Source organism: Asticcacaulis sp. P2_B1 (assembly GCF_056404915.1).
Genome location: NZ_JBFUDD010000002.1, coordinates 1,008,583 through 1,033,120, shown reverse-complemented (window position 1 = coordinate 1,033,120; position 24,538 = coordinate 1,008,583). Strand labels below are relative to the sequence as shown.

The 24,538-nt window shown below is 61.1% G+C and carries 19 protein-coding genes; 9 read left to right on the top strand and 10 right to left on the bottom strand.

Going from position 1 to position 24,538, the window contains the following annotated elements; translation table 11 throughout:
- The first annotated feature begins 7 nt into the window (after nucleotides 1-7).
- Complete coding sequence (locus tag AC1DX3_RS09100) at nucleotides 8-451, top strand: lipocalin-like domain-containing protein (protein WP_476988939.1); 444 nt, start codon at nucleotides 8-10, stop codon at nucleotides 449-451.
- 204 nt (nucleotides 452-655) lie between these two features.
- Nucleotides 656-1,423, top strand: coding sequence for a response regulator (locus tag AC1DX3_RS09095; protein WP_476988938.1), 768 nt, complete (start codon nucleotides 656-658; stop codon nucleotides 1,421-1,423).
- A gap of 14 nt (nucleotides 1,424-1,437) precedes the next feature.
- Here the strand turns inward: AC1DX3_RS09095 and galA are convergent, their stop codons facing one another.
- Nucleotides 1,438-4,311: a beta-galactosidase GalA gene (gene galA, locus AC1DX3_RS09090; protein ID WP_476988937.1), complete on the bottom strand. Its 2,874-nt coding sequence runs from the start codon at nucleotides 4,309-4,311 to the stop codon at nucleotides 1,438-1,440.
- 200 nt (nucleotides 4,312-4,511) lie between these two features.
- Between galA and AC1DX3_RS09085 the strand changes: the two genes are divergently transcribed.
- Entirely contained in the window at nucleotides 4,512-5,453 is a 942-nt protein-coding gene (locus AC1DX3_RS09085) for a ThuA domain-containing protein (protein ID WP_476988936.1), read from the top strand.
- Between the two features lie 72 nt (nucleotides 5,454-5,525).
- Here the strand turns inward: AC1DX3_RS09085 and AC1DX3_RS09080 are convergent, their stop codons facing one another.
- The gene (locus tag AC1DX3_RS09080) at nucleotides 5,526-6,152 is read right to left on the bottom strand and encodes an ankyrin repeat domain-containing protein (protein WP_476988935.1); all 627 of its coding nucleotides are present in this window, start codon (nucleotides 6,150-6,152) and stop codon (nucleotides 5,526-5,528) included.
- Between the two features lie 351 nt (nucleotides 6,153-6,503).
- Between AC1DX3_RS09080 and AC1DX3_RS09075 the strand changes: the two genes are divergently transcribed.
- Complete coding sequence (locus AC1DX3_RS09075) at nucleotides 6,504-7,298, top strand: alpha/beta fold hydrolase (protein WP_476988934.1); 795 nt, start codon at nucleotides 6,504-6,506, stop codon at nucleotides 7,296-7,298.
- Nucleotides 7,299-7,434: 136 nt separating this feature from the next.
- Complete coding sequence (locus AC1DX3_RS09070) at nucleotides 7,435-8,097, top strand: alpha/beta fold hydrolase (RefSeq protein ID WP_476988966.1); 663 nt, start codon at nucleotides 7,435-7,437, stop codon at nucleotides 8,095-8,097.
- Between the two features lie 14 nt (nucleotides 8,098-8,111).
- Here AC1DX3_RS09070 and AC1DX3_RS09065 read toward each other — a convergent pair whose 3' ends face one another.
- From AC1DX3_RS09065 to AC1DX3_RS09040, 6 genes are all read right to left on the bottom strand, one after another.
- Entirely contained in the window at nucleotides 8,112-8,336 is a 225-nt protein-coding gene (locus AC1DX3_RS09065) for a hypothetical protein (RefSeq protein WP_476988933.1), read from the bottom strand.
- A gap of 46 nt (nucleotides 8,337-8,382) precedes the next feature.
- Nucleotides 8,383-9,927, bottom strand: a complete 1,545-nt coding sequence (locus AC1DX3_RS09060) for an alpha-N-arabinofuranosidase (protein WP_476988932.1) — start codon at nucleotides 9,925-9,927, stop codon at nucleotides 8,383-8,385.
- A 55-nt stretch (nucleotides 9,928-9,982) separates the two neighbouring features.
- Nucleotides 9,983-10,993, bottom strand: a complete 1,011-nt coding sequence (locus tag AC1DX3_RS09055) for a glycoside hydrolase family 43 protein (RefSeq protein ID WP_476988931.1) — start codon at nucleotides 10,991-10,993, stop codon at nucleotides 9,983-9,985.
- Between the two features lie 80 nt (nucleotides 10,994-11,073).
- Entirely contained in the window at nucleotides 11,074-11,217 is a 144-nt protein-coding gene (locus AC1DX3_RS09050; RefSeq protein WP_476988930.1) for a hypothetical protein, read from the bottom strand.
- 139 nt (nucleotides 11,218-11,356) lie between these two features.
- Nucleotides 11,357-12,586, bottom strand: a complete 1,230-nt coding sequence (locus AC1DX3_RS09045; RefSeq protein ID WP_476988929.1) for a glycoside hydrolase family 27 protein — start codon at nucleotides 12,584-12,586, stop codon at nucleotides 11,357-11,359.
- Nucleotides 12,587-12,756: 170 nt separating this feature from the next.
- Nucleotides 12,757-13,800 (bottom strand): glycoside hydrolase family 5 protein, encoded by a 1,044-nt coding sequence (locus AC1DX3_RS09040; RefSeq protein ID WP_476988928.1) that lies wholly within the window; start codon nucleotides 13,798-13,800, stop codon nucleotides 12,757-12,759.
- A gap of 611 nt (nucleotides 13,801-14,411) precedes the next feature.
- On the opposite strand from AC1DX3_RS09040, the gene AC1DX3_RS09035 reads away from it, so the two are divergent.
- On the top strand, nucleotides 14,412-14,840 hold the full coding sequence (locus tag AC1DX3_RS09035) for a cation:dicarboxylate symporter family transporter (RefSeq protein ID WP_476988927.1): 429 nt from the start codon (nucleotides 14,412-14,414) through the stop codon (nucleotides 14,838-14,840).
- Nucleotides 14,841-14,907: 67 nt separating this feature from the next.
- Here AC1DX3_RS09035 and AC1DX3_RS09030 read toward each other — a convergent pair whose 3' ends face one another.
- Nucleotides 14,908-15,942 (bottom strand): polysaccharide pyruvyl transferase family protein, encoded by a 1,035-nt coding sequence (locus AC1DX3_RS09030; protein ID WP_476988926.1) that lies wholly within the window; start codon nucleotides 15,940-15,942, stop codon nucleotides 14,908-14,910.
- 168 nt (nucleotides 15,943-16,110) lie between these two features.
- Nucleotides 16,111-17,034, bottom strand: a complete 924-nt coding sequence (locus tag AC1DX3_RS09025) for a WcbI family polysaccharide biosynthesis putative acetyltransferase (protein ID WP_476988925.1) — start codon at nucleotides 17,032-17,034, stop codon at nucleotides 16,111-16,113.
- A gap of 313 nt (nucleotides 17,035-17,347) precedes the next feature.
- Here AC1DX3_RS09025 and AC1DX3_RS09020 point away from each other — a divergent pair, with 313 nt between their 5' ends.
- The 3 genes from AC1DX3_RS09020 to AC1DX3_RS09010 all read left to right on the top strand — a co-directional run bounded on the left by AC1DX3_RS09020 (nucleotide 17,348) and on the right by AC1DX3_RS09010 (nucleotide 24,518).
- On the top strand, nucleotides 17,348-18,403 hold the full coding sequence (locus tag AC1DX3_RS09020) for a polysaccharide pyruvyl transferase family protein (RefSeq protein WP_476988924.1): 1,056 nt from the start codon (nucleotides 17,348-17,350) through the stop codon (nucleotides 18,401-18,403).
- Between the two features lie 380 nt (nucleotides 18,404-18,783).
- The gene (locus AC1DX3_RS09015) at nucleotides 18,784-23,448 is read left to right on the top strand and encodes a glycosyltransferase (RefSeq protein ID WP_476988923.1); all 4,665 of its coding nucleotides are present in this window, start codon (nucleotides 18,784-18,786) and stop codon (nucleotides 23,446-23,448) included.
- Nucleotides 23,448-24,518, top strand: a complete 1,071-nt coding sequence (locus AC1DX3_RS09010) for a glycosyltransferase family 4 protein (protein ID WP_476988922.1) — start codon at nucleotides 23,448-23,450, stop codon at nucleotides 24,516-24,518. Before AC1DX3_RS09015 ends, AC1DX3_RS09010 begins: the two co-directional genes overlap by 1 nt.
- Nucleotides 24,519-24,538 lie beyond the last annotated feature (20 nt).

Genomic DNA, 24,538 nt, shown 5'->3' with positions numbered 1-24,538 from the left:
CCTGCCCATGACCGCTCCACTTTCCGCCACCCTGCCCGGCACGTGGCAGCTTTTGTCGCGCATCGACCTTACCGAAACCGGCGAACGCCGTCCCGAAACCTCTTTGGGCGAGGATCCGTTCGGCCTCCTGATCTATGACAGGGGTGGCAATTTCGCCGCCCAGTTCATGCGCCGCGACCGGTCCGGCATCATCCCGGAAGGCCCGGCGGCGGCCAGGAACAACAGCCGGGCCCAGGGCGGCTATGACGCCTATTTCGGCACCTATACGATCGACGATGCCGCCGGTACGGTCACCCAGCACCTGACCGCCGCCCTGTCGCCGGAAAACGTCGGCGGCACCTTGACGCGCGCCATGGATGTGCAGGGCGACAGTCTGATCATTACCATCGCGACCACGGCGGCCGACGGTACGCCGACCACGCGCACCCTGACCTGGCGGCGGGTGGGTTGAGTGGCGTTTTTCGCCGCCTTATGCAGTAGTCACAGCGCGGCATAAGGAAGGTCATGTAGTTGAAAATATTAAGATTTTCATGTCCTTATGCAGTGGGTTCGAAAAGGTAATAGCGCACCGTAAAGCCGGCGAATCCGACGAACATACTGGCCGACGCATCGAAATCAGACTATGCGCTCTTAAAACCATAACGAGGAGACACCCATGGCCGAAGGCCTGGCACTGATCATCGAGGACAGCTTCACCCAGTCGCAGATCATCGGCCGTATGCTGACCGACGAGGACTGGCGGTATGTGCACGCCAAAACGATGGAGGAGGGGCGCCGGCTTCTGGTGCAGCAGCATCCGACCCTGGTCTTTGTCGACATCTTCCTGGGCGACGACAACAGCCTGCCTTACCTGCCGCAGCTCCGCGACATGGCGCCCAATGCCACGATTTGCGTCATGACGGCGGGCAGCCGCGATGAGGCGATCGAGGAAACGCTGGACGTGGCCCGCAAGGCCAATGCCGACTATGTGCTGCGCAAACCGTTCTCACGCAAGCAGGTCACGGCGATCGTCGAGACCGCGGAACAGGATATCGCCGAAGGCCGGCGGCGCCACCATGCCCTGGTCATCGACGACAGCCATGTCGTGGCCAATCTGACGGCGCAGATGCTCAGCGACCACGGTTTCCGCGTCAGCACGGCGGCCTCGATGGAAGAGGCCCTGGCCAATGTCGATATCGGCCATATCGACCTTGCCGTCTGCGATATTTTCATGCCGGGGATGGGCGGGCTGGAAGGGATCAAGCTGATCAAGTCGAGCTGGCCCACGGTCAAGATCCTGGCTATGTCGGCGGGGTTGGAGACGCGGGTGACGCCCGAACGCGCCACCTCAGCGGCCGTACGCGCCGGGGCGGACGGGGAGATCCAAAAGCCGTTCAAACCGTTGGATTTCATCAATACCGTGATCAATGTCATGGCGGCATAGGTTAGCCGCCAAACTCACGGCCGGATGCGCACGCCATCGGTCAGGCCGAAGGCCTGGCCTGACCTGGTCGCGAAAATCAGGCTCAGCCAATGCTTGCCCTCACCGGCGGGGAAGGGAGCGCTGAGCTGCCCCGCGCCGGCATCGGTCTTTTCGGCGACTTTCCGGCCGTCGATATAGAGACTGCACTTGCCCAGCAGACCCCGGCATTCCACGGTCCCGCCGTGGTGGCGAACCTTGGCAAAGGCTTCGACTTCAACCGCGCACAGGGTATAACCATCCGTGGCCGGTGCCGCAAACGCAGCGCCTGTCCGGAACCAGCCCCATGAGTTCATGTCGTTATCCGCCGGGCGCAGGCTGGGGTCCATGGCTGTCGCCTGGTCCGGCGCCCGCCGCCAATTATCCAGGGTCTGGACGCTTTGCGCCACCACCTGGTACGGCCAGGGCTCGGCGCCTGCGACCTCGATATCGGCGACCGCGCTTTTCAGCCCGGGCGCCGCCGCCGTCAGCCGCAACCGGCCGGCATGGCCTTCGCGGGTCTGGACAATGACCTGGGCCAGACCGTTGAACAGGGCGCGGGTATTGCCTTTTTCGCTGGTGACATCGTTGGGATTGCCGTTGCCAAGGCCGATGATGTCGCCGCCTTCGATCGTGAAGGTGATCTGGTGTTGAGCGACCGGGACCTGGCGGCCCTTGGCGTCCAGAGCCTCGACCGTGAAGGGCTGGGCATCGATGCCGTCGCCGCGCATGGCGGTGCGGTAAGGTGTCAGTTTCAGGCTGACCGGCGCAGCCGTCGTTTCGACTTCGCAGGTCTTGACCGCCTTGCCGCCGCGATAGCCGACCGCTTTCAGTTTACCGGGGGCATAGACGGCCTTCCACCGGTTCATCTCATAGATGTCGCCCTTTTGCCGGCCGAGCGAACGACCGTTCAGGAACACCTCGACCTCGTCCATATTGTGGAAGGCCATGATCAGCAGCTCTTCGCCTTCGCGGCCGGGCCAGGTCCAGTGCGGGGCCAGTTGCAGGACGGGTTCGTCGCGCCATTGGGCCTGGCGCAGCCAGAAGGCGTTCTTGGCGAAACCGCACAGGTCCATGATGCCGAAGAAGGACGAGTTGGACGGCCATTGGTGCGGGGTCGGTTCGCCGTGGTAATCGAAACCGGTCCAGACAAAGGCGCCGGCGACGAAGGGCCGTTCGGCAATGGCCTTCCAGCCGGCGCGATGGGTGGTCCCCCATGAGGAGGGATCGTCGTCATAGGAGGCGATGATGTTTTTCTCGGGGATCGTTTTGTATTCGCCGCGGGTCATATAGGCGGAGCAGTCTTCGGACGAGGTGATGGGCACGTCCGGATGCGCCTTGTGGAAATCGTCATAGGACAGATACTGGTAATTGAAGCCGACGACATCGACGGCCTGGGCGGCATTCCTGGGCGTGAACAGGCCGTCGTTCATAGCCGCCGTGACCGGTCGCGTCGTGTCGAGCGATTTGACCAGGGCGGCCATGCGGCGCACCATTTGGTAGGCTTGCTCCGTGCCCTGCATCGGTTCTTCGTTGAACACCGACCACAGGATGACCGAGGGGTGGTTGCGGTCGCGGCGCACCAGCCATTCCAGTTCGGCCATGTGGATCGGCGACGGGTTGAAGACGCGGTTTTCGTCCATGACCAGGAAGCCCAGCCGGTCGCACAGGGCGTAGAAGGACCGGTCCTGGGCGTTGTGGGAACACCGTATGGCGTTGCAGCCCAGCTCTTTCAGGCGGTTGAGGCGGTATTCCAGAAGGCCATCCGGCATGGCCACGCCAACGCCGGCATGGTCCTGGTGGATACAGACGCCCTTTAATTTCACCGGGCGTCCGTTGAGGTGGAAACCGGTGTTGGGGTCGAATTTTTGGCTGCGGAAGCCGGCCGGCGTCGTGACCTCATCCGCGACCCGGCCGGAATAAATGACCTGGGTGCGGACGCTGTACAGGTTCGGTGTTTCGATGCTCCACAGTTTTGGGTTCGCGACGTTCATGCTGCCGGTGGCGACCGCGGTCTGCAAGGCGTCGACATCGGCGGTCATGTGCGTTTCGGTGACGACGGCGCCGTCTGCGTCCAGGAGGGTAGAGACGATATCGACGCTTTGTTGCGCCTCGCCTGAATTGTTGAGCGTGACTTCGAGGGGAATACGCCATTGTCCGCCTTCCTCGACCGGGTGGGCGAAGACCCCGTCGGTGACGATATGAACGGGATCGCGCTTGACGATCCAGGTGTTGCGATAGATGCCGGCGCCTTCGTACCACCAACCCTGCATGGCGTCGGCGTCGACGCGAACGACCAGCGAATTGAGGGCATCGCCGTAGGTGACGAAGGGTGTGATGTCGATATAGATGGCGTTGTAGCCAGACCAGTTGCGGTTGACGAGGGTACCGTTCAGCCACACCGTGGCAAAGGTCGAAATGCCGTCCAGTTGCAGTTCGAAGTGTTTGCCGCGGTCCGCCTCCTCGAATCTCAGCAGGTTGCGGTACCAGCCTATCCCGCGCTTGCGGTAGCCCTGGGCCAGATTCTCGTTGCGGTCAGGCACCTGGAAACTGGCGAAGTCATGCGGCAGGGTCACCGGCATCCATTCGGTGTCGTCATAGGTCGCCGATGCCGCGCCCCAGGCCGAGCCGGCTTTTGCATTGGCGTAGGACCAACCTTGACCCATGACTTTCGGGAAGGGCACATCGCCTTCCAGGAAGCGCCAGCCTTTGTTGAGGGACAGGACTTCCCGCGCCGACGGTTTGTCGCCGGTTACGGGCATGGGCGCGCGGCGCGCCGGCGCCGGTTCCGCACCGGCCGCCGTGGCGGACAGCCCCAAGGGTAAGGTGCCCAACAGGCTTACGGTTTTCAATAGATTGCGTCTGTCCAGCATGTCCTGCTCCTGAAAGTCTTTCTCGTGTGATAGCGGGCTTTAATTTATATGCAAAACGAATTTTTACGTATAATCCACGTCGGGGCGGCGAATTGGCCCAGGCTCTGGCGGGTATGGACATCGATCGCCGCGGCTGTCATCAATCATTCTTTCACGGCGCGTCCCGGCCGCCCTGTCACCCATTGAAGAGGTAGATGCCGATGACCACAGCTATTAACCGGCGGCATATGTTGATCGGCGCCGGCCAAGCCGGGCTAGGCATGATGCTGGCCGGCGCTGTGGCGGCGAAACCCGCGGGCCGGCGTCTCAAAATCCTGATCGTCGATGGCGTCAGCAATCACGATTGGCAGATGACGACCCGATGCCTGCGGGCCATTCTGGAGCCGACGGGCCTGTTCGATGTGACGGTCTCGACCTCGCCGCCGACCGCCGCGGCCGAAGGGTGGGATCAATGGCGGCCGCGCTTCGGCGATTATGACGCGGTCATCCAGACCTATAACGATTTAGGTGGCGGGCCGACCTGGCCGGATGCCGTCAAGAGCGACTTCGAAACGTTCGTGCGCAAGGGCGGCGGCGTCTTTGTCCTGCACGCCGGCAATAATGCCTTTGCCGACTGGCCGGCCTATAATGAGATCATCGGCCTGGGCTGGCGTCCGAAGGAGTACGGCACCGCCGTCTATATCGACGACCGCGAAAAGCCCGTATCGATCCCCCCGGGTGAAGGCGACGGCACCGGCCACGGCCCGCGCTTCAACGCCCTGGTCCACCGGATCGGCGACCATTCGGTGCATAAAGGCCTGCCCAGGATGTGGATGACGGCGGATGTCGAGCTTTACCGTTACGCGCGCGGCCCGGCGCATCATCTGAGCGTTTTGTCCTATGCCTTGGAACCGGCGACGCAGAAGAACTGGCCGATGGAATGGGCGGTCAAATATGGTCGCGGCCGGGTCTATATCGCCAATTACGGCCATGTCTGGAAGGGCGACGTCCAGCCTGTCACCCTGCGCAGCGCCGACGTTCAGACCCTGCTGCCGCGTGTCTTGCAATGGCTGGCGCGTGTGCCGGTCAGCTATCCGGTCCCGGCCGATTTCCCGACGGCGACGGCGACCTCCATTCGCCCGGAACTTACGCTGGGCGCCTGAGGAGGGCGAGCGGCCAAAAGGGCGGTTACGCGGCTCCACAGTGGGAGGACAGTCTTCCGATGGCCATTCGCCCTAAATACCGAGGGCCTGTTCCAGCAAGCAGACGATTTCCGCCTGCTGGGCCCTGGCGGGCGGTGTCCCCGTGCCGCCGCGCCCCGTTGTGTGCGTAGCCAGGGCCATGGCCGTCGAGCCGTTGCCGTTGGGGAGCCTCACATCGGCCCCGCCCTCGAGCAGAGCCTTCACGGCAGCGGCGCAGCGGTTGCGGATGGCGCGGTGCAACGGCGTCACGCCGTTCTTGTCGACGGCATTGGGATCGGCGCCCTTGGCTATCAGGAAGGCAATGGTTTCGGCCTGGGCGCCGGGGTTCCAGTGATCCGAACCCGGTGCGCCGACGGTGGCGCTGTGCAGGGGCCCGGCGCCGCGGCGATTTCGCCCGCGGATATCGGCGCCCAGGGCGATCAATCTACCCGCCACATCCGGTCTGTAGGCCGCCGCTGCAACATGCAGCGCGGTATCGCCGGCATAGATTTGCAGATGGATATCGGGAAGGAAGTATTCCCGCGCTCCGGCATGGCCCGCCTGGCCGATAACGGACCTGGCCAACTGCGGCTCATCTTGCAACAGCCTGTCGACCGTCGGGTCGTCCCGCGACGCGATGGCCTGCAACAGCCTGTCCAATAGCGATGCGTCCTGGGTCATTCCACGCCGTCCTGCGGTGACAAGAGTGCCCAGCTTGCGGCCAAAGCGCCGTGGATTCAAGACCGGCGTGTTGACGTCATAGCCTCGAAATCCCCGCGCTCTTCCGTGGGTCGTAGCGAGCCCCTCCTGTAAGTCATCCTCTGTCACCGTCATAGGTAATATTCTACGCATGGATGGCCACGATATCGTGATCGCCCTGGTGGCGGAATTGCTTCCGCCGTGCGTTTTTTTGGTTATGTTGCAAGTGCGAACGACGTCGACCCGACGCGCTCCCGCTACCCGATAGATTGGCCTGATAGATTATCCCCAGTAAGCATCCCGCGTTCATCAATGCAACCTATGGAGATAAATATGTCGAATACATTCAAACACATCCTTGCCTCCGCCGCCGCCGTGGGCATCACCCTGGCCGGCGCCGCGGCAAGCCAGGCTTCGGCCGATCCGACCGCCAGTCCGGCGCCCATCCCGGAAACGAGCGTCGTGCTGGTTCACGGCGCCTTCGCCCAGTCGAGCAGCTGGGACAAGGTCGCCACCCTTCTCAGGGACAAGGGGATAAAGGTCACCGAGGTCGACAATCCGCTGACCTCGCTTGCCGACGATGTCAGCGCCACCAAGGCGGTTCTGGCCGCGCAGACCGGGCCCGTGGTTCTGGTCGGGCATTCCTGGGGCGGCGTCGTGATCGGCGAAGCCGGCGACGACCCCAAGATCAAGGCCCTGGTTTATATCGCCGCCTTCGGCCTGGACAAGGGCGAGAGCATCCAGGCCATATCCGCCGGCGCGCCGCCACCGGTCGGCATCCAGGCTCTGCGTCCCGACGCGAACGGTAACCTGGTGATCGATCCGGCACAATTCCCTGCGGTGTTTGCTGCCGACGTGCCGGCCGCCGAAGCCGCGACCATGGCGGCGGCGCAAATACCCACCAGCCCGTCCATCTTCGAGGCCCCGTCGGTGGTTGCGGCCTGGCACGGCAAGCCGACCTATTACGCCATCTCGTCCAACGACCTGATGATTCCGCCCGAAGCGGAGGCCTTTTTCGCCAAGCGCATGAACGCGACGACGATCACCCTGGCGGCCAGCCATGCGTCCATGGTTTCGGAACCGGATCAGATCGCCGGGCTTATCCTGCAGGCCGTCGACGCAAAGTAGATGGAGTCCTGTGTCGACGGCGGATGGGCATGGACGCATCCGCCGTCGGCCGCTCGACATAATCGGTGGACGGCGCGCTTCGGGCTTGCCATGAAAGGCGGATGAGCCAATTTCACGAGACAGAGCCGAGTTGAACGTGCGTCACGCCGGCCAAACGGTTGTCCTTCTGCACGGTATCGGCCGCACGCCGCGCAGTCTCGATGGTATGGAAAAGCGGTTGAAGGCAGCAGGCTTCCGGACCGTCAATCTCGCCTATCCGTGGCGCAGCATGGACGTTCCCCAACTGGCGGCTTTCGTTGCCGAAACCCTCATCGCAAAAGGCCTGAGCGACGGCAACACCAAACTGCACTTCGTCACGCATTCGATGGGCGGGGTGGTGGCGGCCTATATGTTGGGCAGGTTGCGGGCGCGTTTTGCCGTCGGACGTATCGGGCGCGTGGTCATGCTGGGGCCGCCGCTTCAGGGCAGCGAGGTCGCCGATGCCCTGGCGCCGTTGGCACCTTACCGCTGGCTTTACGGACCTGCCGGGCAGGATCTGACGACACATTCAGGGGTGCTCAAAGGTATCACGCCCGATTATCCGCTTGGCATTATCGCCGGCACAAAGGGCTGGCCCTATCCGACAGGTCTGCTGATCCGGGGCAAGCATGACGGCCGCGTTTCGGTCGCGCGCACCTGCTGGCCGGGCATGAGCGATCATCTGGTTCTGCCGGTCATGCACAGCCTGATGCCGAACGATCGCGAGGTGCAGAAACAGGTGGTGCGTTTTCTGGAAACGGGTGTGTTTAGGAGGGCGTAATGCCCCCAATTCCCTTAGTAGAGTGCCTGGACAAGGGCGTCTTTGAGCTGCTGCAACATGGCGCCGGCGCGCTGGCGCAATTCGGCGATGGCCTCGGGCGCATGCGGAGCCGGGAAGGGCGTGAACAGGTCAACAAGGTCGGCGTCGAACCGGCTCACCAGCTCCTCGCGGCCTAGTCTTCTCATAAAGCTGACATTTTTCATGGTCGGGACCAGCACCACGGACGGCACATTGTACATGGTCGCTGATCCATGAAGGCTATCGGATGACTTTTGCGCGCTCCGACTATTCGAGACCAAGCACCGTCACCGATGCCGGTGCGACGGTGATGGTCAGCTTACCGCCCGCGACCTTGGCCGATATGGCCTTGGGGGTGACGGTATTGGGTGCGTCGAAGGTATTGACGCTGTCGACCTTCGGCGCCGAAAGGGTTTGGCCCGAAGCGCTCGTGGCCTTCACACCGGCAAGTGAAATGCTGAAGGTCGCAGGCGCCTTCGCGTCGATATTGGTGACGGCGATCCATACCTTGCCGGCCTTGTCCCTGGCGGCGACGGCGTCGACGCGCGGCAGGGTGATGCCGCCCGCCGTATAGGTGCCGGCGTCGAAGGTCAGCGGCAGGAAGGTCGCGTCCTGGAAGGGCACATACATGTGGAAGACATAATAGGTCGGCGTCAGCACCATCTTGTCCTTGTCGGTCAGGATCATGGCCTGCAGGACGTTGATCATCTGCGCGATATTGGCCATACGGACGCGGTCGGCGTGGCGAGCGAATACATCGAGGGTGAGCGCGGCCAGCACGGCGTCGCGTTGGCTGTTCTGCTGCGCCAGGGCGCCTGGGTTCGACCCCGGCGCCGGCGCCAGCCAGGCGCCCCATTCGTCGACCACCAGGGCGACCTTCTTTTCGGGATCATACTTGTCCATGATCGCCGACTGCACCTTAAGCGTGTCGTCCATGGCGACCGAGTCCTTCAGCAGGATGGCATAATCCTTTTCGTCAAAGCCGGTGTCCACCATATGCGGCGGCCAGCCCCCCACACTGTACGAGTGCAGCGACAAACCTTCGATGCTCCAGGAATAGGAACGGCTCTTCCACGCTTTCATGACAGCGTCGGTATAGTTGGGGTCGGTGTCGCTCGGCCCGACGGCTACACGCAACATCGGCTGGGCAGGGTTGTAACTGTGCAAGAAGTGCGAAAAGCGCTTCATTTCGTTGACGTAAAAGTCCGCCGACATCGACCCGCCGCAGTCCCAGGATTCGTTGCCGAGACCAAGGATCGCCACCTTGTATGGCTCGGGATGACCGTTTTTAGCGCGCTCGGCGCCCAGGGCGCTGTCGGTCGAAGACGAGGTCATGTACTCAAGCCATTCGTCCGCTTCCTGCGCGGTGCCCGAGCCAAGATTGACCGATATATAGGCTTCGGTTCCGATCTGCTGGGCGAAGTCCATGAATTCGTCGGTTCCGAAGGTGTTGGGCTCGCCGGGGGCCGGTTTGCGCTCAGGGCCTATTCCGCGGCGCCAGTTGTATTGATCGGCGAAGCAGCCGCCCGGCCAGCGGACGTCGGGGACCTTCAACGCCTTCAAGGCCGCCACGACATCGTTGCGGATACCGCGCGTATTCGGGATCGTCGACTCCTTGCCGACCCAGATACCGCCATAGATACCGCTGCCCAGGTGCTCGGCGAACTGGCCGAAGATATGGCGATCGATCACGGCGCCGGGCTTGGACGCGTCGAGCGTTATCTGAACCGGGGCATCGGAGGCATGGGCCGCGACAGGCAGGATCAGAGCAGCAGCAATTGCGGCCGCGGCCGCAGAGGTCAGAAGACGCATTGAAAGTATCCTAATTAGATAGTCGCGCCCATGTCAGGCGCAGTTATTATGTCCGTTAATTGGCCGGCGGAGGCGGTACGGACACGCCGGCGTCGGTTTGGACGACGGGCTTCATGGTGCCATCCAGGTTGTATTGCAGGTATTCGACTGTCACGGCGCGGCGGCCTCCGGAACCGGTCTGGTCGCCGATCGTCAGCGTCGCATTGTGCAGGAAGATGTACCACTGGCCCTTGAACTCGGCGATGCCGGGATGGATGGTGAAGCTGTTCCTGGCCGATGTGGTCAGCTCACCGCGATAGGTCCACGGCCCGTCCAGAGAAGTCGCCGTGGCGTAGGACACGTGTTCGGCGCTCTGAGTCGCATGGTCCAGCGACGCATAGGTCAGGTAATAGAGATTGCCGCGTTTGTGCAACCAGGGGCCTTCCTCGTAGAGCGGCGGGGTGATCTTGCGGATCGGGCCGTCGAGTTCCGTCATGTTGGCCTTGAGTTTGGCCATATAGCAGTCGCGATTGCCCCATGCGATCCAGGTCGTGCCGTCATCGTCGGTAAAGACGGTGGGGTCGATATCCTCCCAGGTATGTGTGCCTTCGGGCGTCATCTGGTTGGTGATCAGGGCTGATCCGCGCGCATCGGTGAAAGGACCGGTCGGACTGTCCGAAACAGCGACGCCGATGGCCATGCCAGGGTGACTCTCGTCGTGGGCGACGGAGGCATAGAAGTAAAACTTGCCGTTCTTCTGGATGGCCTGTGACGCCCAGGCGTCATGCAGGGCCCACTTGAAGTCCGTGGCGTTCATGATAGGCGGATGCGGTGTCCAGGTCTTCATGTCCTTGGTTGAAAAGACCAGCCAGTCGCGCATGGTGAACATCTCGTCGCCCCGGGCCTCATCGTGGCCGGTGTAGAGATACAGGGTGTCGCCGACGACCAACGGTGCGGGATCGGCTGTGAAGCGGTCGCGAATGATCGGGTTGGCGCCGGGTTTATCCGACGTCTCCTGCGCGGCCAGCGGCCCGGCCGCTGTCATTACGCATAACGCAGCCCAGCTAATCAGGTGCTTAAGTGTCATATCCATCCTTCTGTGCCGGCGTCATGCCGGCTGTATGTCCAGGCGCGTCAATTCCGGACTGGCTACAATAATACCAAGGCCTACTTTTTGCCGGCGCCCTCGCGTACGGCATCCAGCGAGGCCTGGTCTGCGGCCGCGAGGGTGCGCCTGTCGATAATGCTTCCGGTGTCCCATAAAAACGCCATGATGCCGTTGGCGACCCCCTGTTGGGTGACATATTTCATCCAGTACGCGGAGCATCTTGTTCGAGTGGGATGGCGCGGCAATACTGGCCGGGATTTACTGGCCGGGATCTACTGGGCCGGGCGTGGCCAGGGGATCCTCAGGCAGGACTCCTTGCGCGCCGCCCGGCCCGGCGTGGGCCTAGGGTTTCGCAGGGCCGGTCAGGCGTATCATCAGCACGCTGTGCGGCGCGAGGCGCGCTTGCAGTGTGGTGCTGGTGTCGCCGGTCTTCTTGCTCCACAGGTCGGACCAGGTATAGACGGTCTGCTTGAAATCGACCGACCGCTTGCTCAGGTCATCGCCCAGGACTTGCGCCTTCCAGTCATGGCGAACGTCAAGCGGCTGGGTGGAACGGTTCAGGAACATCACTGCCCAATCGCCGCCATCGAGCGGCCTGGCATACATCTCCAGCTGACCGTCGACCCGGACGCGCAGTGCCTGCACACCCAGCTTGTCCTGGCTCACCGCGATCACGCCGGGGTTGGTCAGGATGCGGCGGGTCGACTCGGACATGGTACGCAGGTCGGTGCCCAGGATGAGGGGCGAGGCCATCATGGCCCAGATCGACAGATGGGCGCGGTCTTCGTCCTCGGTCATGCCGTTGCCCACTTCCAGCATGTCCATATCGTTCCAGTGGCCGGGCCCTGCGAAATTGCGCAGACCTGCCTGCTTGTCGAGGATGCGCAACACGCCCAGACCCGTCGAGAATCCGGGATTAAATTCGCAGTCGAAGCAATTATAGATATCGGCCGTGGTGCGCCACGAATGGGCAACCTTGCCGGCCCACTCCCACGGCTTGCTCATGCCCCATTCGCACGCGCTGAACAGCATCGGACGGCCCGACTTGGCGATCGCGTCGCGCATCGTGGTGTAGGCGGGTTCGGTGTTCATGCCGGGGGTGTTGCACCAGTCGTACTTGACGTAATCGATGCCCCAGTGCGCATAGGTGAGCGCATCCTGATACTCGTGGCCGCGGCTGCCGGGACGGCCGTCGCAGGTGGTGTCGCCGCCGTCCGAGTAGATGCCTAGCTTCAGGCCCTTGGCATGCACATAGTCCGCCAGCGCCTTTATGCCGGATGGGAAGTGCGTGGGGTCGGCCTGGATGTTGCCGTCGGCGTCGCGCTGGCCCTGCCAGCAATCGTCAATGTTCACATATTGGTAGCCGGCATCCTTCAAGCCCGACGCAACCATGGCATCGGCGGTCTCGCGGATCAGGCGCTCGTCGATATTGCAGGCAAATTTGTTCCAGCTGTTCCAGCCCATTTGCGGGGTCATAGCCAGGCCTTCAGCCTTTTGCGCCCAGCAACTGCCGCAGGCGGCGGCCCCCAGAAAAATGCCTAACACGAGCAGCATTATACGTTTGATGTTCATTTCAATCCCTTCAACATGTGGATGGTGGCGGTCCCGCCTGATTTGGAAGTTTCCGCGAAAGCCGCGGCTCCTGTCAGAAATCTGCAGAGCACTTCACCCGGGCATGCCGGCGTCATGCCGGCTGTATGTCCAGGTTCGCCAATTGCGGACTGGCTACAAACAGGCCATTCCTACGTTTTGCCGGCGCCCTCGAGGACAGCATCCAGCGAGGCCTGGTCCACGGCCCCCAGGGTGCGCCGGTCGATAATGTTTCCGATGTCCCACACAAATGGCATGATGCCGTTGGCAACCGCCCGTTGCGTGACATATTTCATCCAGTAGGTCACGGCCGCGTTGTGCGTCGCCAGGTCCATCGGCGTGGTGCGGCGCATGCATCCATATTCGCCTAAAATGACGGGAATGCCGTTGTCGACAAACTTTTGTTTCATCGCCAGCATCTGCTGATCGACAAAAGTCTCGTCGCTGTGTGTCGCATTGCGGTCGGGCTCGATCGTGGACTGAGTATCCTTACCCCAATAATAGAACATCTTGCCCCAGGACTGGTCGGATTCGAGGAGCGCGAACTGGAACGGCGAGTAAAAATGCACTTCGAACATGAGGCGGTCTGCCACTGTATCTGTCGGCATCGTTGTCCAGAATGAAACCGTCTTTTCCGTGTCGGTGCTCGGTCCCTGGACGATCAGCACACGATTGGCGTTCTTGCCGCCGGTCGAGCGGACGGCGTCAATGAAGGTCTGGTGATAGGCAAGCAGGGCGTCCATTTGCGCGGCTGCATCGACCGAGGGCTCGTTCGCGCTGGCGAACATGAGGCGTTCGTCAAAGTCGCGCAATTTTGTGGCGATCTGCTCCCAGAACGCTTTTTGCTTGGGGATGACGGCATCCTCGCTGGCCGTATCGATGTGACGTTCCAGCCAGCCGCCGTCCCAATGGATGTTGAGCATGACGTAGAGGTTGGCGTTCATACAGTACTGCACGACGTCCTTGACGCGACTGAGCCAGGCGTCGGAAATCTTGGCGGTCGTCGGGTCCGCATTCTGATCCCAGGAGCAGGGCAGGCGTACTGCATCAAAGCCGAGAGCCTTGACTTTGTCCATCAGCGCCTGGGTGATGAGGGGATTTCCCCAGGCGGTTTCGCCGCCAATGGCTTCCAGCGTGTTGCCGGCGTTCCAGCCAAGCGCGATGTGCCCGGAAAGATCCACCGCGGTGCTGGTCATACCCGTGGAGTCCGCCGGGATCGGGCTCAGATTGTAGCTTGGGTACAGACCCGAGGCGGACGATGACGAAGAAGATGAGGATGACGAAGAGGACGTTGAAGAGGAAGAGGATGATGATGACGAAGACCCACCACCCGACGACCCCCCGCTTCCGCCGCCGCCACAGGCTGTGCAGACCGCAGCCGTCGCTACCGACGACAGCATGAAATGTCGCCTACCAACTTTCATACGCATTCCTTCACTGAATTATGTTCTTACGACTATATGAGCTGGGCGCCACGCTTCTTGGCAAATGTCCGACAAAAATAGCTTTGCGCCATGGATATTTGTCTTTATGATAATTTGCAAGTAAAATTTAAACTCGCCAATAAAACGCACCGTGTGCGCGCCGCTTGATATGGTGTGCCAAATTTATAGGGCTTCGCTAGGGACATTCGCCATTCAGCCCCCAGATGCAAAAGTCAACTTCGCTAATAAAATTATTCTTGTGGCCGCCGTTTCTGGTTTGATAGCCAGGTCGAAAAAGCGAAACGTCATGCAACATGGATCGAAATCGCCCGGATTTGTCATTTCCGGACTGGCGTCATGCGTGGCCTTGATGCTGATTTCAGGTGCCTCAGGACGATCCGGTGGCCGCGGCGGCGCAGGGCCAAATATTTTCGCTCGTCATTTTCGGCCTGGCCTTCGGTATCGCCATCGCTCGTCTGCCGCGCAAGGAAGATGCCGAGTCACCGATCCTCGGTTTGCTGGCTCATATTTCCCAGGCCATGATGACAATCGTCGACTGGGTGCTTGTGGTGGTGCCTGTCGGTATTTTTCTTCTGGCCCTTGGGCTTGGATTATCGTCCGGGCTGGGCATCGCGCAGGTGCTTGGCGCCTTCGTCGCCCTTTGCTTCGCCACCACCTTGCTGATGACCGCCCTGTGCTACGAAGCTAGTTGTGCGACTCATCAGGCGTTGTCGAAATCTCGCACCTGGAGCATTTCCCGCCAAAATGGACGCCGGTTTGGCGTAAGGAAATGCGACAAAGCAAAAACTTAGAGTGTTTGCCCGGCCCATCTTAGCCGGGCAACGCTCCAGGCTTGCGCATAGCTGCCGACCGATCCCTTCAGCATAAAGCCTCAATAAGGGCGCCTTTGAGCTGCTGCAACATGGCGCCGGCGCGCTGGCGCAGTTCGGCAATCGTCTCGGGTGCATGCGGAGCCGGGAAGGGCGTGAAAAGGTCGACAAGGTTGGCATCGAACCGGCTCACCAGCTCCTCGCGGCCTAGTCTTTTCATAAAGCTGACATTTTTCATGGTCGGGACCAGCACCACGGACGGCACATTGTACATGGTCGCCACCACGGAGCCGTGGAACTTCATGCTGGCCAGCGCCGAGCACTCGCCGATCGCCCGGCTCATGTCGTCGAGGCTTTCCGAATAGACGGTTTCCTTGCCCGGGATGTTCAGCCGCAGCGAATTTTCCATGTCGCGCCGGCCGGTTACGCCATTACCCAGGATGATGTGGCGGATTTTCCAGCCTTCCTTCATGGCATGGGCCGCCAGCGCCTCCAGCTGCGAATAGTCGTCCACATGACCGGGCCGGTCGCGTGTCGCCAGGCCCAAGATCTTCGGCCCGGCCGGACGGGTGACCGGCGGCAGGTCGAGGGCGCAGACCAGGTCCGGTGACTCGATAACATTCAGATCCGGATCGATTTTTTCCAGCATCCACGTCCGTGATGCCGGGTCGCGGACATTGAGGAACTTGACATTGGGATGGCGGAAAAATTCCCGGTACTTGTTGATGGAATGCGGCGTTTCCTGTTCGCTGCCGTCCGGCCGTATGGTGACCGGAACACCGACGCCGGCGATAAACACCGGCTTGGTCAGGTACAAGCGATGGAAGTAGCGAACGTCTACGCCCCACGGCCGAACCAGGTCCCCGCCGCCGATGAGAATGGCATCGACGCCGGCGACAAGCTCGGCCAGCGGCCGCTCGAAATACGGCTTCTCCAGCAGGCTGGGGATAATTTTGAGGTCGAAATCGGCGCTCAGGGTCTGCTTGTGGACGTCGAGAAACAGCTCGTCACCGTAATTTCCGTGACCGTAAAAACCGCAAAGACCGATGACGGGCTTGCGTTTGGGAGACTGAGTCTGCGGCATGGGTTCCTGCGAAGATAAGGCGTGTCAGGGTCTAAAGGGCGCCCGATGTCCGGTCAAGGCGAGGGTTGTTTTTCTTGGCCTCAGTCGCCTGCCGGTCGCTTCGTGGCCTTGGCTACGCGCCAAACGTGGCGCGGGCGCTCAATGCGCCAGGCGGCAGTATGCCGCCGCCTATACCGCGGCGGCGCTTTGCGCCTGCAAGGTCAGCTCGCGGTCCAACTGCTCCGCCGGCATGGTCGCGTAAAAGGCATAGAAGGCCGCGATCATCTCCTGTTCGTCCATGCTCGTCTTCTTCATGATGAAGCGCTGCTTCGGCTCGAACGTCATGCCCAGGGCTTCACGCACATAGTGTTGCAGCGGGTAGGCCGGCAGCACCAGGGGATCGCGGCGTTTCAGCCGTTCCATGTCGTCGGCGGTGATCGTCAGGTCGAGAAGCCGCGCCAGTTGATCTATCACGTGCATCAGCACCGGGTTTCTCGGATGGCGGGGCGTGTTGAACAAGGCCTCCGACTGATAATTGTCGCCAATATATTGCGCCGCTGTGATGTCCAGGGCATGCTGGCCTTCCGCGCTGATCACCTTTTCCAGGCTGCGCCTGGCGAATTTGACGGCGAAGGCGCCGTCCCCGGCATAGCCGTCGTGGAACCGCTTCAGAGCTTCCACTTGTGAACGGCCCTTCAAGAAGGCGCGAACGACCTGGGTAAAGTGGAAGGTGTCGCCGGACGCCGCGGTGAATATGCGCATGTGCGCCTCACGCTGGGGCAGGGTCAGCGTCCTGAAGACGAAGCCCGACGGCTGATAGCCATAGAATTGCAAGGAGGGAAACGCGAATTTCGGCACGCCGTCCGGGACGTAGGACCGCAGTCTCTCCGAGCCGAAGGCCTCGCCGCGGAAGCCGTCCCTGACCGGTTGATGCAGGAAGGCGCCGAGGGAGGGAAAAACTTCGCCCTTCAGTTGTGTTATTTCCGGTTCCGAAATGCGGTGCACGGGGCGTATGCGGACGAATTTATAGGTCTGGTTGAAGGATTCTATGAGTTGCAGCATCGATCCCAACGCAACGGCCTGGCAATTGGCGTAAATCAGGAAAGACTTCATTCGGTTCCAATCCTTGTCATCACCCTGTCCGCGTCGTTGCGATGGTGAAGCGCCGCCAGCATCCCGACAGGCCGTGTGCGCTGCGATATTACGCAGCAGATTTTTTCATTGCAACCTTCGCCGGCAAAAGAATGCGGATATGTGCGGTGCGGCAGAAGGGTGAGCGGCATTATTGGCCGTCTGGGCCTGGCGCAACAGCCTTCCAGGGGCCGCAAATACCGGCTGCGAGGTGAAAGTCAGTTGCGTTATCCGCACTTTGCGATACAAAAGCATTACGGCCAGCATAGCGAGGCTGTTTTCAGAAGGGGTTTCAATGATCAGTAACAGCGCACAACCAAAGGCAGTCACCGGCAAAAAGCCTGTGGTCGGTATTGGCGGGTTCTTCGGCTACGGCAACTATGGCGACGAACTTTTTCTAAAGGTGTTTGAGGAGTATCTTGGTGACGAGTTCACCCTCCGCCCGCTTCCGGACCTGGCGGCAAAGCCCTATTTTTCCCGACCGCCCGAAGAGTTGATCGCGGAAGTCGACGCCGTCCTGATCGGCGGGGGCGACCTGGTTCAGCCCTGGTCGATCGATCCGCGTTATTTCCATCGCGAATATCTTCGCAAGCCGGTCTTCATCGCCGGCGTCGGCGTGCCGATCCGGGCTGCCGGCAACGTGCAAAATGTTGAGCGCCCCGACATCATCGAACGCTACAAGACATTTTTCAACAACCCGAACGTCCACTTCATCAATGCGCGCGACATGCAGTCGGTGAACTGGATCAACGCGAAAACCTCACCGAAGGTCGACGTGATCGAAGCGCCCGACATCGTCTGCGCCCTGACATTTCCGCCGGTCAAACGCGATATCAATAATCCTATCCTTGGCATCGTGACCCGTCACCGCCCCGGCAAGGAAAACGACGACGACTACAGCCAGATCGAGGCCCTGGGCCGCAAGGCCATTTCCGACGGCTACCGGGTTCACCATCTCATCCTGGGTACGGACGAGGTCGGCAAGCGCGACGTCATCAATGCCGAACGTGTGCGTATCCCCGGCAAGGTCGTTATCCATAGCGAGGATCTCGACGAAATCAGCCGCAACATCGGCGCCTGTACGGCCATGGCGTCCATGAAATTCCACGGCAGCGTGGCGGCCACGATGTACGGCGTGCCGTCGGTTGTTCTGGTCCCGACCAGCAAGAACCGCAATTTCATGCGCCGTATGGGCCGTGAAGACCTCCTGTGCGTTTTTGACTCGCCGGATCTGGTGTCGCGTTTTGACCCGTTCCCGGAACCTATCGATCCCTATTGGGTCAAAACCCTGAGAAGCAATGCCATCGAACTGTTCGGGAAACTGAAAGCCAGTATCCGCGCCAACATCTAGGCGGCACAACAGATTTTTTGCATTTGCGATAGAGCGTATGCAATAAAGTCCTGACAATACCCGCGGTCATTAAAAATGACCGCGGGTATTTTTTTGCCGCCGGCCCTTGCGCCTCCCAATTCTGAAAAAGCGGAATAGACTATTGATAAAGCCCCATCTTTTCGGTTAGCTTCAAGACAGGGGCGTTTTCAAAGCCGGAAGGGTGCTCAAACCACCTTCATCAGGCGCGGAAATGTTGCGTGTGCGCAGGCGAGGGGGAAGATATATGCAGATATATATTGTGACTTCCCCTCCATCTCGCACGTGCGGTATAAAATTTGCTAAGTCTGCCCTGACATGATAATTCTTAATAGATATTTACAGAGGGGTTTCTCCTGGTGATGTTCGAACAGCAAAAAGCCATTGCCGCCACCGACGGGCCGCAAAACCTGATTAAAAATCCGAATTTTGAAAATTTCGCGTCCGCTGAAACCTATCCGATATTTGCCCGCACCGAGGGTTGGGGGCTCCACATTGCGACGGTCAATACCAGCCGGACGACGTTCAAGAATATGATCCTGCCGGGAGATGGCGGCGGCCAGCGTGCCCTGCGTGTCTCGACCAGGGGCTACACCAAGGAGTGGGTGCGGCTGCTGCACAAGATTGATGACAGTCTCATTCAGGCCGGCGACCGCATTGAGATATCGTTCGACATGCAATCGGCGAAGTCGGTCGCTCCCATCCAGTGGATCGGGCTGGTCCGGACCAGCAATGTCAAGAAGTACGAAAGCGTCTGCTGGTTCAAGGTCGACGATCTGGCCGACGCGCGTGGGAAGACGGTCGTGCGCCGCGGGGTTCTTCCGGAAAAGGTCGAAGGCTGCGAGTACTACGGCGTGATTTCCATAAAGCCGGATGTCGACGCGATTTTCCTGTCGAATTTCCAGTTGACGGTRCATTCGGTGGCTGAAAACGCCCCCGTGCTTGAAGATGACACGGTCGAGGTCGCGCCCCCCAGCCGTCCGGCAACCGTCCTTCGCCCCACCGGCAACATCCGGACGGGCAAGGCGGCGGGGCAAGATCTGCCGGCGGCCCAGCCCGTTATCGGTGCCAAATTTGTCAAGTCTGAATTGCCCAAGCCGGAAGTGGTAAAGCCTGAACCGGCCAAGCTTGAACTGGCCAAGCCTGAGCTGACCACGCCTGAGCTGGCCATCCCCGAGCTGGCCATTCCTGAGCTGGAAAGCGATCTGGAGGCTTTTCAAGCGGCCCAATCCCCCCTTCAGCCAGAGTCTGTTCCGTCGGAGTTCGGCCCCGCCATCAGGTCGGGGGGCACCGCGACGCCCCTGCAGCCGAGTGATGCGCAGGACCTGGCGCGCATTTTGTGCCCTTTCAAAACGGATGAAGAACGCGCGGCGTTCTTGAATGCCGACCTGGAAACCGCTGCCATCCAGATGATTCTGGACCGGGATTTCGAAATCGACGTTGTCAGCGGTTTGCAAAGCGACGGCGGCAGCGGCTTTGGCGTCGATCGCGTGCCGGCCGATATGCTGAAGTTCGCCGGCGGTTTCCTGTTTATGGAGCCCTTCAGCTTCAACGACTACAAGCGCAACAGCTGGGCCAGTTTCTATGCGCGCCTGTTTTTGCACAAAAGCTCCAGGATCAGTCTGAAGGCCTTGTCCGCCTATGCCGAAGACAATGAGATCACCCAGGTCAAGCCCGGTCTGAAGAAGATCGAAAAGGCCATTAGAAAGGCGCTGAACTGGAACAAGGCGCTGTTTTTGCATCCCGCCTTTAACGCTCCGAACAGTATCGACCACGCCGAAGCTTTGTTTTGCTTCATCCTGGGTCGGAAACCGACGCAACGGGATGATATCGCCAAGATCGCCAAGCGCGGGCATGATGCCAACGTGCTGCGCTTCCTGACAAGCGCCGAATTCAATCGCATCGTGCTGGTGCCGCTCTTGTCGGGCCAACCCGTGAAGTTCGACATTCAGGAAGACCTGTCGGCACGCGAGATCGAATGTCTTCGCGATATCCTGGGGGACTTTCCCGCCGAAGGTCAATCAAGGCTCCAGACCTTACTCGAACGGGTCAGCGATCCCGCCTTTGCCGCCATGGCGGAATTGGCGGCCTGGAACGAGGTGCGGGAACGCCTGCGTTACGTCTTCGCCATCCTGTCGGCCTATCGCAGCCTGATCGGCCGCACCGACGATCTGCGCTTCACGACCATACGATCCGAGACGCCGCGCGAGTGGGTCGTCGCCTTGCCGGAAACCTGCCGCCACGGCCGAACCCTGACCTTGCAGCTCGACGTCGATTCCCCCACGACCTGGACCGGCCAATGGAAGTTTTCACCAGGCCAGGCCGGCATGATCGAAGGCCGGGTGACGATCCCCATGTTCGGACCGCCTTCCGGGCGGGCGGGCGGAGAAACCCATGTTCGCGGCCTGATCAGCGTCGTCGCGCAACAGCCGGACGCGGAGCCCGAACATTTGGTGTCGTTCCCGGTGACGACCTCCATGTCCGCGGCGGATGTCACGGCCGCCATGGAACGCGCGACGCGGGAGTGCGGCAAAGCCTATTTCCAGCTTAATTCGGGACGCTTCCGCGAAGCGGAGACCCTGTTGCGCGACGCGACCATGTCGTGCCCGCTCATGGTGGACCCGCGTTTGGGTCTGGCGGAAGTGCGTACCTTGTTGCAGGGCGCCGAAGCCGGGCTGGCCAAGATAACGGATATCGAGCCGGAAACAGCCGAGAGCATGGCCAAGCTGCAGGCTCTGCGCGCCCGTCTCCTCATTGCCGCCGGCAAGAACGCCGAAGCGCTGGAGATCTTTCAAGGCGCCGACATTGCGCCCGCGACAACCGTTCATGACGCCATCATGCGCTACGGCGCGGGATCGCGCGACGAGACGGTCGTTTCGCTGCTGTCGGGCGTGCCGCAATGGGTCCGGGACCGCCTGGAACATGTCTTTCAAATCTCGAACAGTTCGTTGCGGGACTTTGTCTTTGCCCTGCGTTCCGACAACATCGTATCCGGCTTCGCCAACGACCTTATCGTTGCGCTCGGCCGGGTTTTTTCACCCGTCGGCAGCTTGCGGGACCTGATCACGGTCGGCCAGGATCTCGGCATCGTCGATTGCAAACTCATCGTCAAAAGCTTCCGCGAAACCAACGAGTTGTTTCTCATCCTGCCCGCCCTGGTCGACGTGTTGCCGGAGAACCTGGGCGATACCGGCGCCGTACTGGCCGTCGCGCAGATACTGGAGCGCAGCCAAAAAATCGACGACTCGATGCGCTATGTCGATTTCGCCATTTCCCGGGCGCCCAAGGACTACCGCGCCCTGAACCTGAAGGCCAACCTGCTCCGCCGCAAGGGCGATACGGTCACGGCCATCGAGTGCCTGAAACTTGTCCGCGAAGGCCAGGGCGACGACGAGAAATTGCGTGAACGTATGTTGGCGATGGAAATCGATGCGGTCAAAAAGAACCCCCTCAGGCCGCGCCATCTCCTGCATGAACTGAACCGGTTGAACCTGGACGCCAAGCAGAAGGCTCTCTTTTACAGCCCGAACGATGCCAAGACACGCTTCGATTTCGCCCGCGCCAAGCTGCTGAGCGGCAGTCCCGAGGAAGCCACATCCGTCTTCGAACGCCTTCTGGAGGAACAAGCGGGCTGGGATCAGCCGCGGCTTGAGCTGCTCAGACTGGCGCGCGACGAAGAGGACGCGGCCGCTGCCTTCGACTATTTCCAACAGCTGGATGCGGGCAGCCGCAACGAACGCCTGGTCATATCCGTCGCCCGCTGCCTGCGCACGGTCGGCAGATTCGACGACGCCCAGGGCCTGTTACTGGAAAATGCGGCCCTGGACACCGGGCTGATCTTCAGCGAGATCGTCAGGGGTCACTTCTTCGTCGCCGATTTCGTCAAGGCGGCCAACGAGGTCGAGCGCGGCCTGCTGCTCCACGGTGAAAACCTGGAGCTGCGCCTGCTGGCGGCGGCGGCCTATCTCGAATTGGGCGAATACGAAAAGGCGTTTTTCCACACCACGCTTGCCGACATGGCGGGCGGCAGCGAGCTGCTGCCGGCGGAAATGCCCCTGTTCCTGTACGCGACGGCCCACAAGATCGGCAAAACCGATCTCGCCCTGCAATGCCTCGACCCGATGTTCACGCGGTTGTCCACCCAAACCGTCGAGCGCGACACGCGCCTGGGCGGCGACGTGTTCGACCAGTTGCGCGGAACCGGCAAATATAGCGGCCGCGACTTCGACTATGCCCCGCTTTTCGACGGTCCCCTGGTTTCCGTGGTCATGACGACCTTCAATGTCGAAGGTTATGTCTGGACCGCGGTGCGCTCCATACTCGAGCAATCTTACCGCAATATAGAACTCATTATCGTCGACGACGCCTCGACCGACTCCACGCCGGCCCTCTTGACCGAGATGGAGCGCATGGATCCGCGCGTCCGGATCGTGCTGAAAACGACGAACGACGGCACCTATGTCAGCAAGAATATCGGCCTCCTGACCGCGCGCGGCAAATATATCGCCCTGCAGGATTCCGACGACTGGTCGCACCCCGACCGGCTCGGCTCCTGTATTTCGGTGCTCGAAAAGAATGCCGGTATCGTCGGCGTTACCACCGACTGGCTGCGCATGACCAGTGACGGCAGCATCGTCATCAAGGCCGGCGGACAGATTTCCCACCTGTGCTGTATCTCGCTTGTCTTCCGCCGGGCCGAGATCATGGAAAAGATCGGCTTCTTCGACAGCGTTCGGATCGCGGCGGACCTGGAACTGGTGCAACGTATCGGCCTGGCGTTCGGCGACGACGCCATTCTTCGCCTGCGCTGGCCGTTGCTGTTCGGGCGTTCGCGCTCCGACTCCCTGACCGCCAGCGAAGAGTTCGGCATGTCGCGCTTTGGCTTCACCGAGCCGCGTCAACGTTACCACGACGCGTCGGTGGACTTCCACGCCCGGATTTCCGAAGGCGCCCCGGCCTATATTCCTTTCCCGCTCGAACAACGACTCTTCGACGCGCCCACCATCATCTTGCCGAGGAACAGCTGATGCAGGTCACCAACTGTACGCTTTATGCCGACAACCCGTATCAAAAGCTGCTGTATAAGCCGTTGACGGGCCGCTATGAGCCCAAGCGCGGCACGGTCGACGATGCGGTGGCGGCCCTCGCCGACGGCAAGGGATCGGTTCTCCATATCCACTGGGAAGAACATATCATCCGCGCCTCCCGCACGGCGGCCGAAGCCCGCGGCAATGTCCAGTATTTCCTGAAACGCCTGGCGGAATACGCCGCGGCCGGAGGCAGGATATTATGGACGATCCACAACGAGCTGCCGCACGAATTGCAGCATCCGGAAATCTTCCTCTATTTGCGCTCGCAATTGTGCGCCGTCGCGGACGTGATCATCGTCCACAACACGACGGCCATCAATGTGCTGGCGCGTCAGGCCGCGTTCGACCGGCGCAAAGTTTACCTGCTCGCCCATCCGTCCTATCTGGGCCACTATGAGGATGCGGAGGTCACCATGGCCGCGCCGCTCGCGCCCCATGCCCGCACGGTCCTGGCGTTCGGCATGATGCGCCGTTACAAGGGCTTCAACGACCTGGCCGAACTTCTGCCGGCCGAGTTCATGGCGGAACAATCCGCCCGGCTGAAATTCGCCGGCGCGCCGGTGACCGGCGATCCCTATCCCGAAGAACTGCGCGGCTTTTTCGCCGGCCGCGACGATGTCGACTTCGATTTCCGCAATATTCCGGAAGCCGAAGTGCCGGATATGTTCCGCAGCTGCGCCGCCATCGTCCTGCCCTATAACCGCTTCCTGACCTCCGGCGTCGCCTTGCTGGCCGTCAGTTTCGGCGTACCCGTCGTCGCCCCGGCCACCGATCCCTTGCGCGAAGTGGTTCCGATATCGTCCCAGGCGCTGCTCTTCGACCCCAGTTCCAAGGCGGATTTCCAACGCGCCATCGACCTGGCCCTGAACATGGAAGACGACCAGCGCCAGGCCATGCGCAAGGACCTGCTGGCGCGCGCCTATTATCTTCGGCCGGAGCGCATCGGCAAGGAATTCGGCAAGCTGGTCGACCACATCACGCAAGCGGCCGAAAAATACGGGACATAGCCGCCTGAGTGCATAAGGCC

What these genes read in the sequence shown, in the direction of transcription:
- AC1DX3_RS09020 (WP_476988924.1), top strand. Translation starts at nt 17,348, where the DNA reads ATGATCAGTAACAGCGCACAACCAAAGGCAGTCACCGGCAAAAAGCCT.
- AC1DX3_RS09030 (WP_476988926.1), bottom strand. Translation starts at nt 15,942, where the DNA reads ATGCCGCAGACTCAGTCTCCCAAACGCAAGCCCGTCATCGGTCTTTGC.
- AC1DX3_RS09050 (WP_476988930.1), bottom strand. Translation starts at nt 11,217, where the DNA reads ATGAAATATGTCACCCAACAGGGGGTCGCCAACGGCATCATGGCGTTT.
- AC1DX3_RS09095 (WP_476988938.1), top strand. Translation starts at nt 656, where the DNA reads ATGGCCGAAGGCCTGGCACTGATCATCGAGGACAGCTTCACCCAGTCG.
- AC1DX3_RS09080 (WP_476988935.1), bottom strand. Translation starts at nt 6,152, where the DNA reads ATGACCCAGGACGCATCGCTATTGGACAGGCTGTTGCAGGCCATCGCG.
- AC1DX3_RS09060 (WP_476988932.1), bottom strand. Translation starts at nt 9,927, where the DNA reads ATGCGTCTTCTGACCTCTGCGGCCGCGGCCGCAATTGCTGCTGCTCTG.
- AC1DX3_RS09075 (WP_476988934.1), top strand. Translation starts at nt 6,504, where the DNA reads ATGTCGAATACATTCAAACACATCCTTGCCTCCGCCGCCGCCGTGGGC.
- AC1DX3_RS09065 (WP_476988933.1), bottom strand. Translation starts at nt 8,336, where the DNA reads ATGTACAATGTGCCGTCCGTGGTGCTGGTCCCGACCATGAAAAATGTC.
- galA (WP_476988937.1), bottom strand. Translation starts at nt 4,311, where the DNA reads ATGCTGGACAGACGCAATCTATTGAAAACCGTAAGCCTGTTGGGCACC.
- AC1DX3_RS09010 (WP_476988922.1), top strand. Translation starts at nt 23,448, where the DNA reads ATGCAGGTCACCAACTGTACGCTTTATGCCGACAACCCGTATCAAAAG.
- AC1DX3_RS09085 (WP_476988936.1), top strand. Translation starts at nt 4,512, where the DNA reads ATGACCACAGCTATTAACCGGCGGCATATGTTGATCGGCGCCGGCCAA.
- AC1DX3_RS09045 (WP_476988929.1), bottom strand. Translation starts at nt 12,586, where the DNA reads ATGAACATCAAACGTATAATGCTGCTCGTGTTAGGCATTTTTCTGGGG.
- AC1DX3_RS09025 (WP_476988925.1), bottom strand. Translation starts at nt 17,034, where the DNA reads ATGAAGTCTTTCCTGATTTACGCCAATTGCCAGGCCGTTGCGTTGGGA.
- AC1DX3_RS09040 (WP_476988928.1), bottom strand. Translation starts at nt 13,800, where the DNA reads ATGACCAGCACCGCGGTGGATCTTTCCGGGCACATCGCGCTTGGCTGG.
- AC1DX3_RS09055 (WP_476988931.1), bottom strand. Translation starts at nt 10,993, where the DNA reads ATGACACTTAAGCACCTGATTAGCTGGGCTGCGTTATGCGTAATGACA.
- AC1DX3_RS09100 (WP_476988939.1), top strand. Translation starts at nt 8, where the DNA reads ATGACCGCTCCACTTTCCGCCACCCTGCCCGGCACGTGGCAGCTTTTG.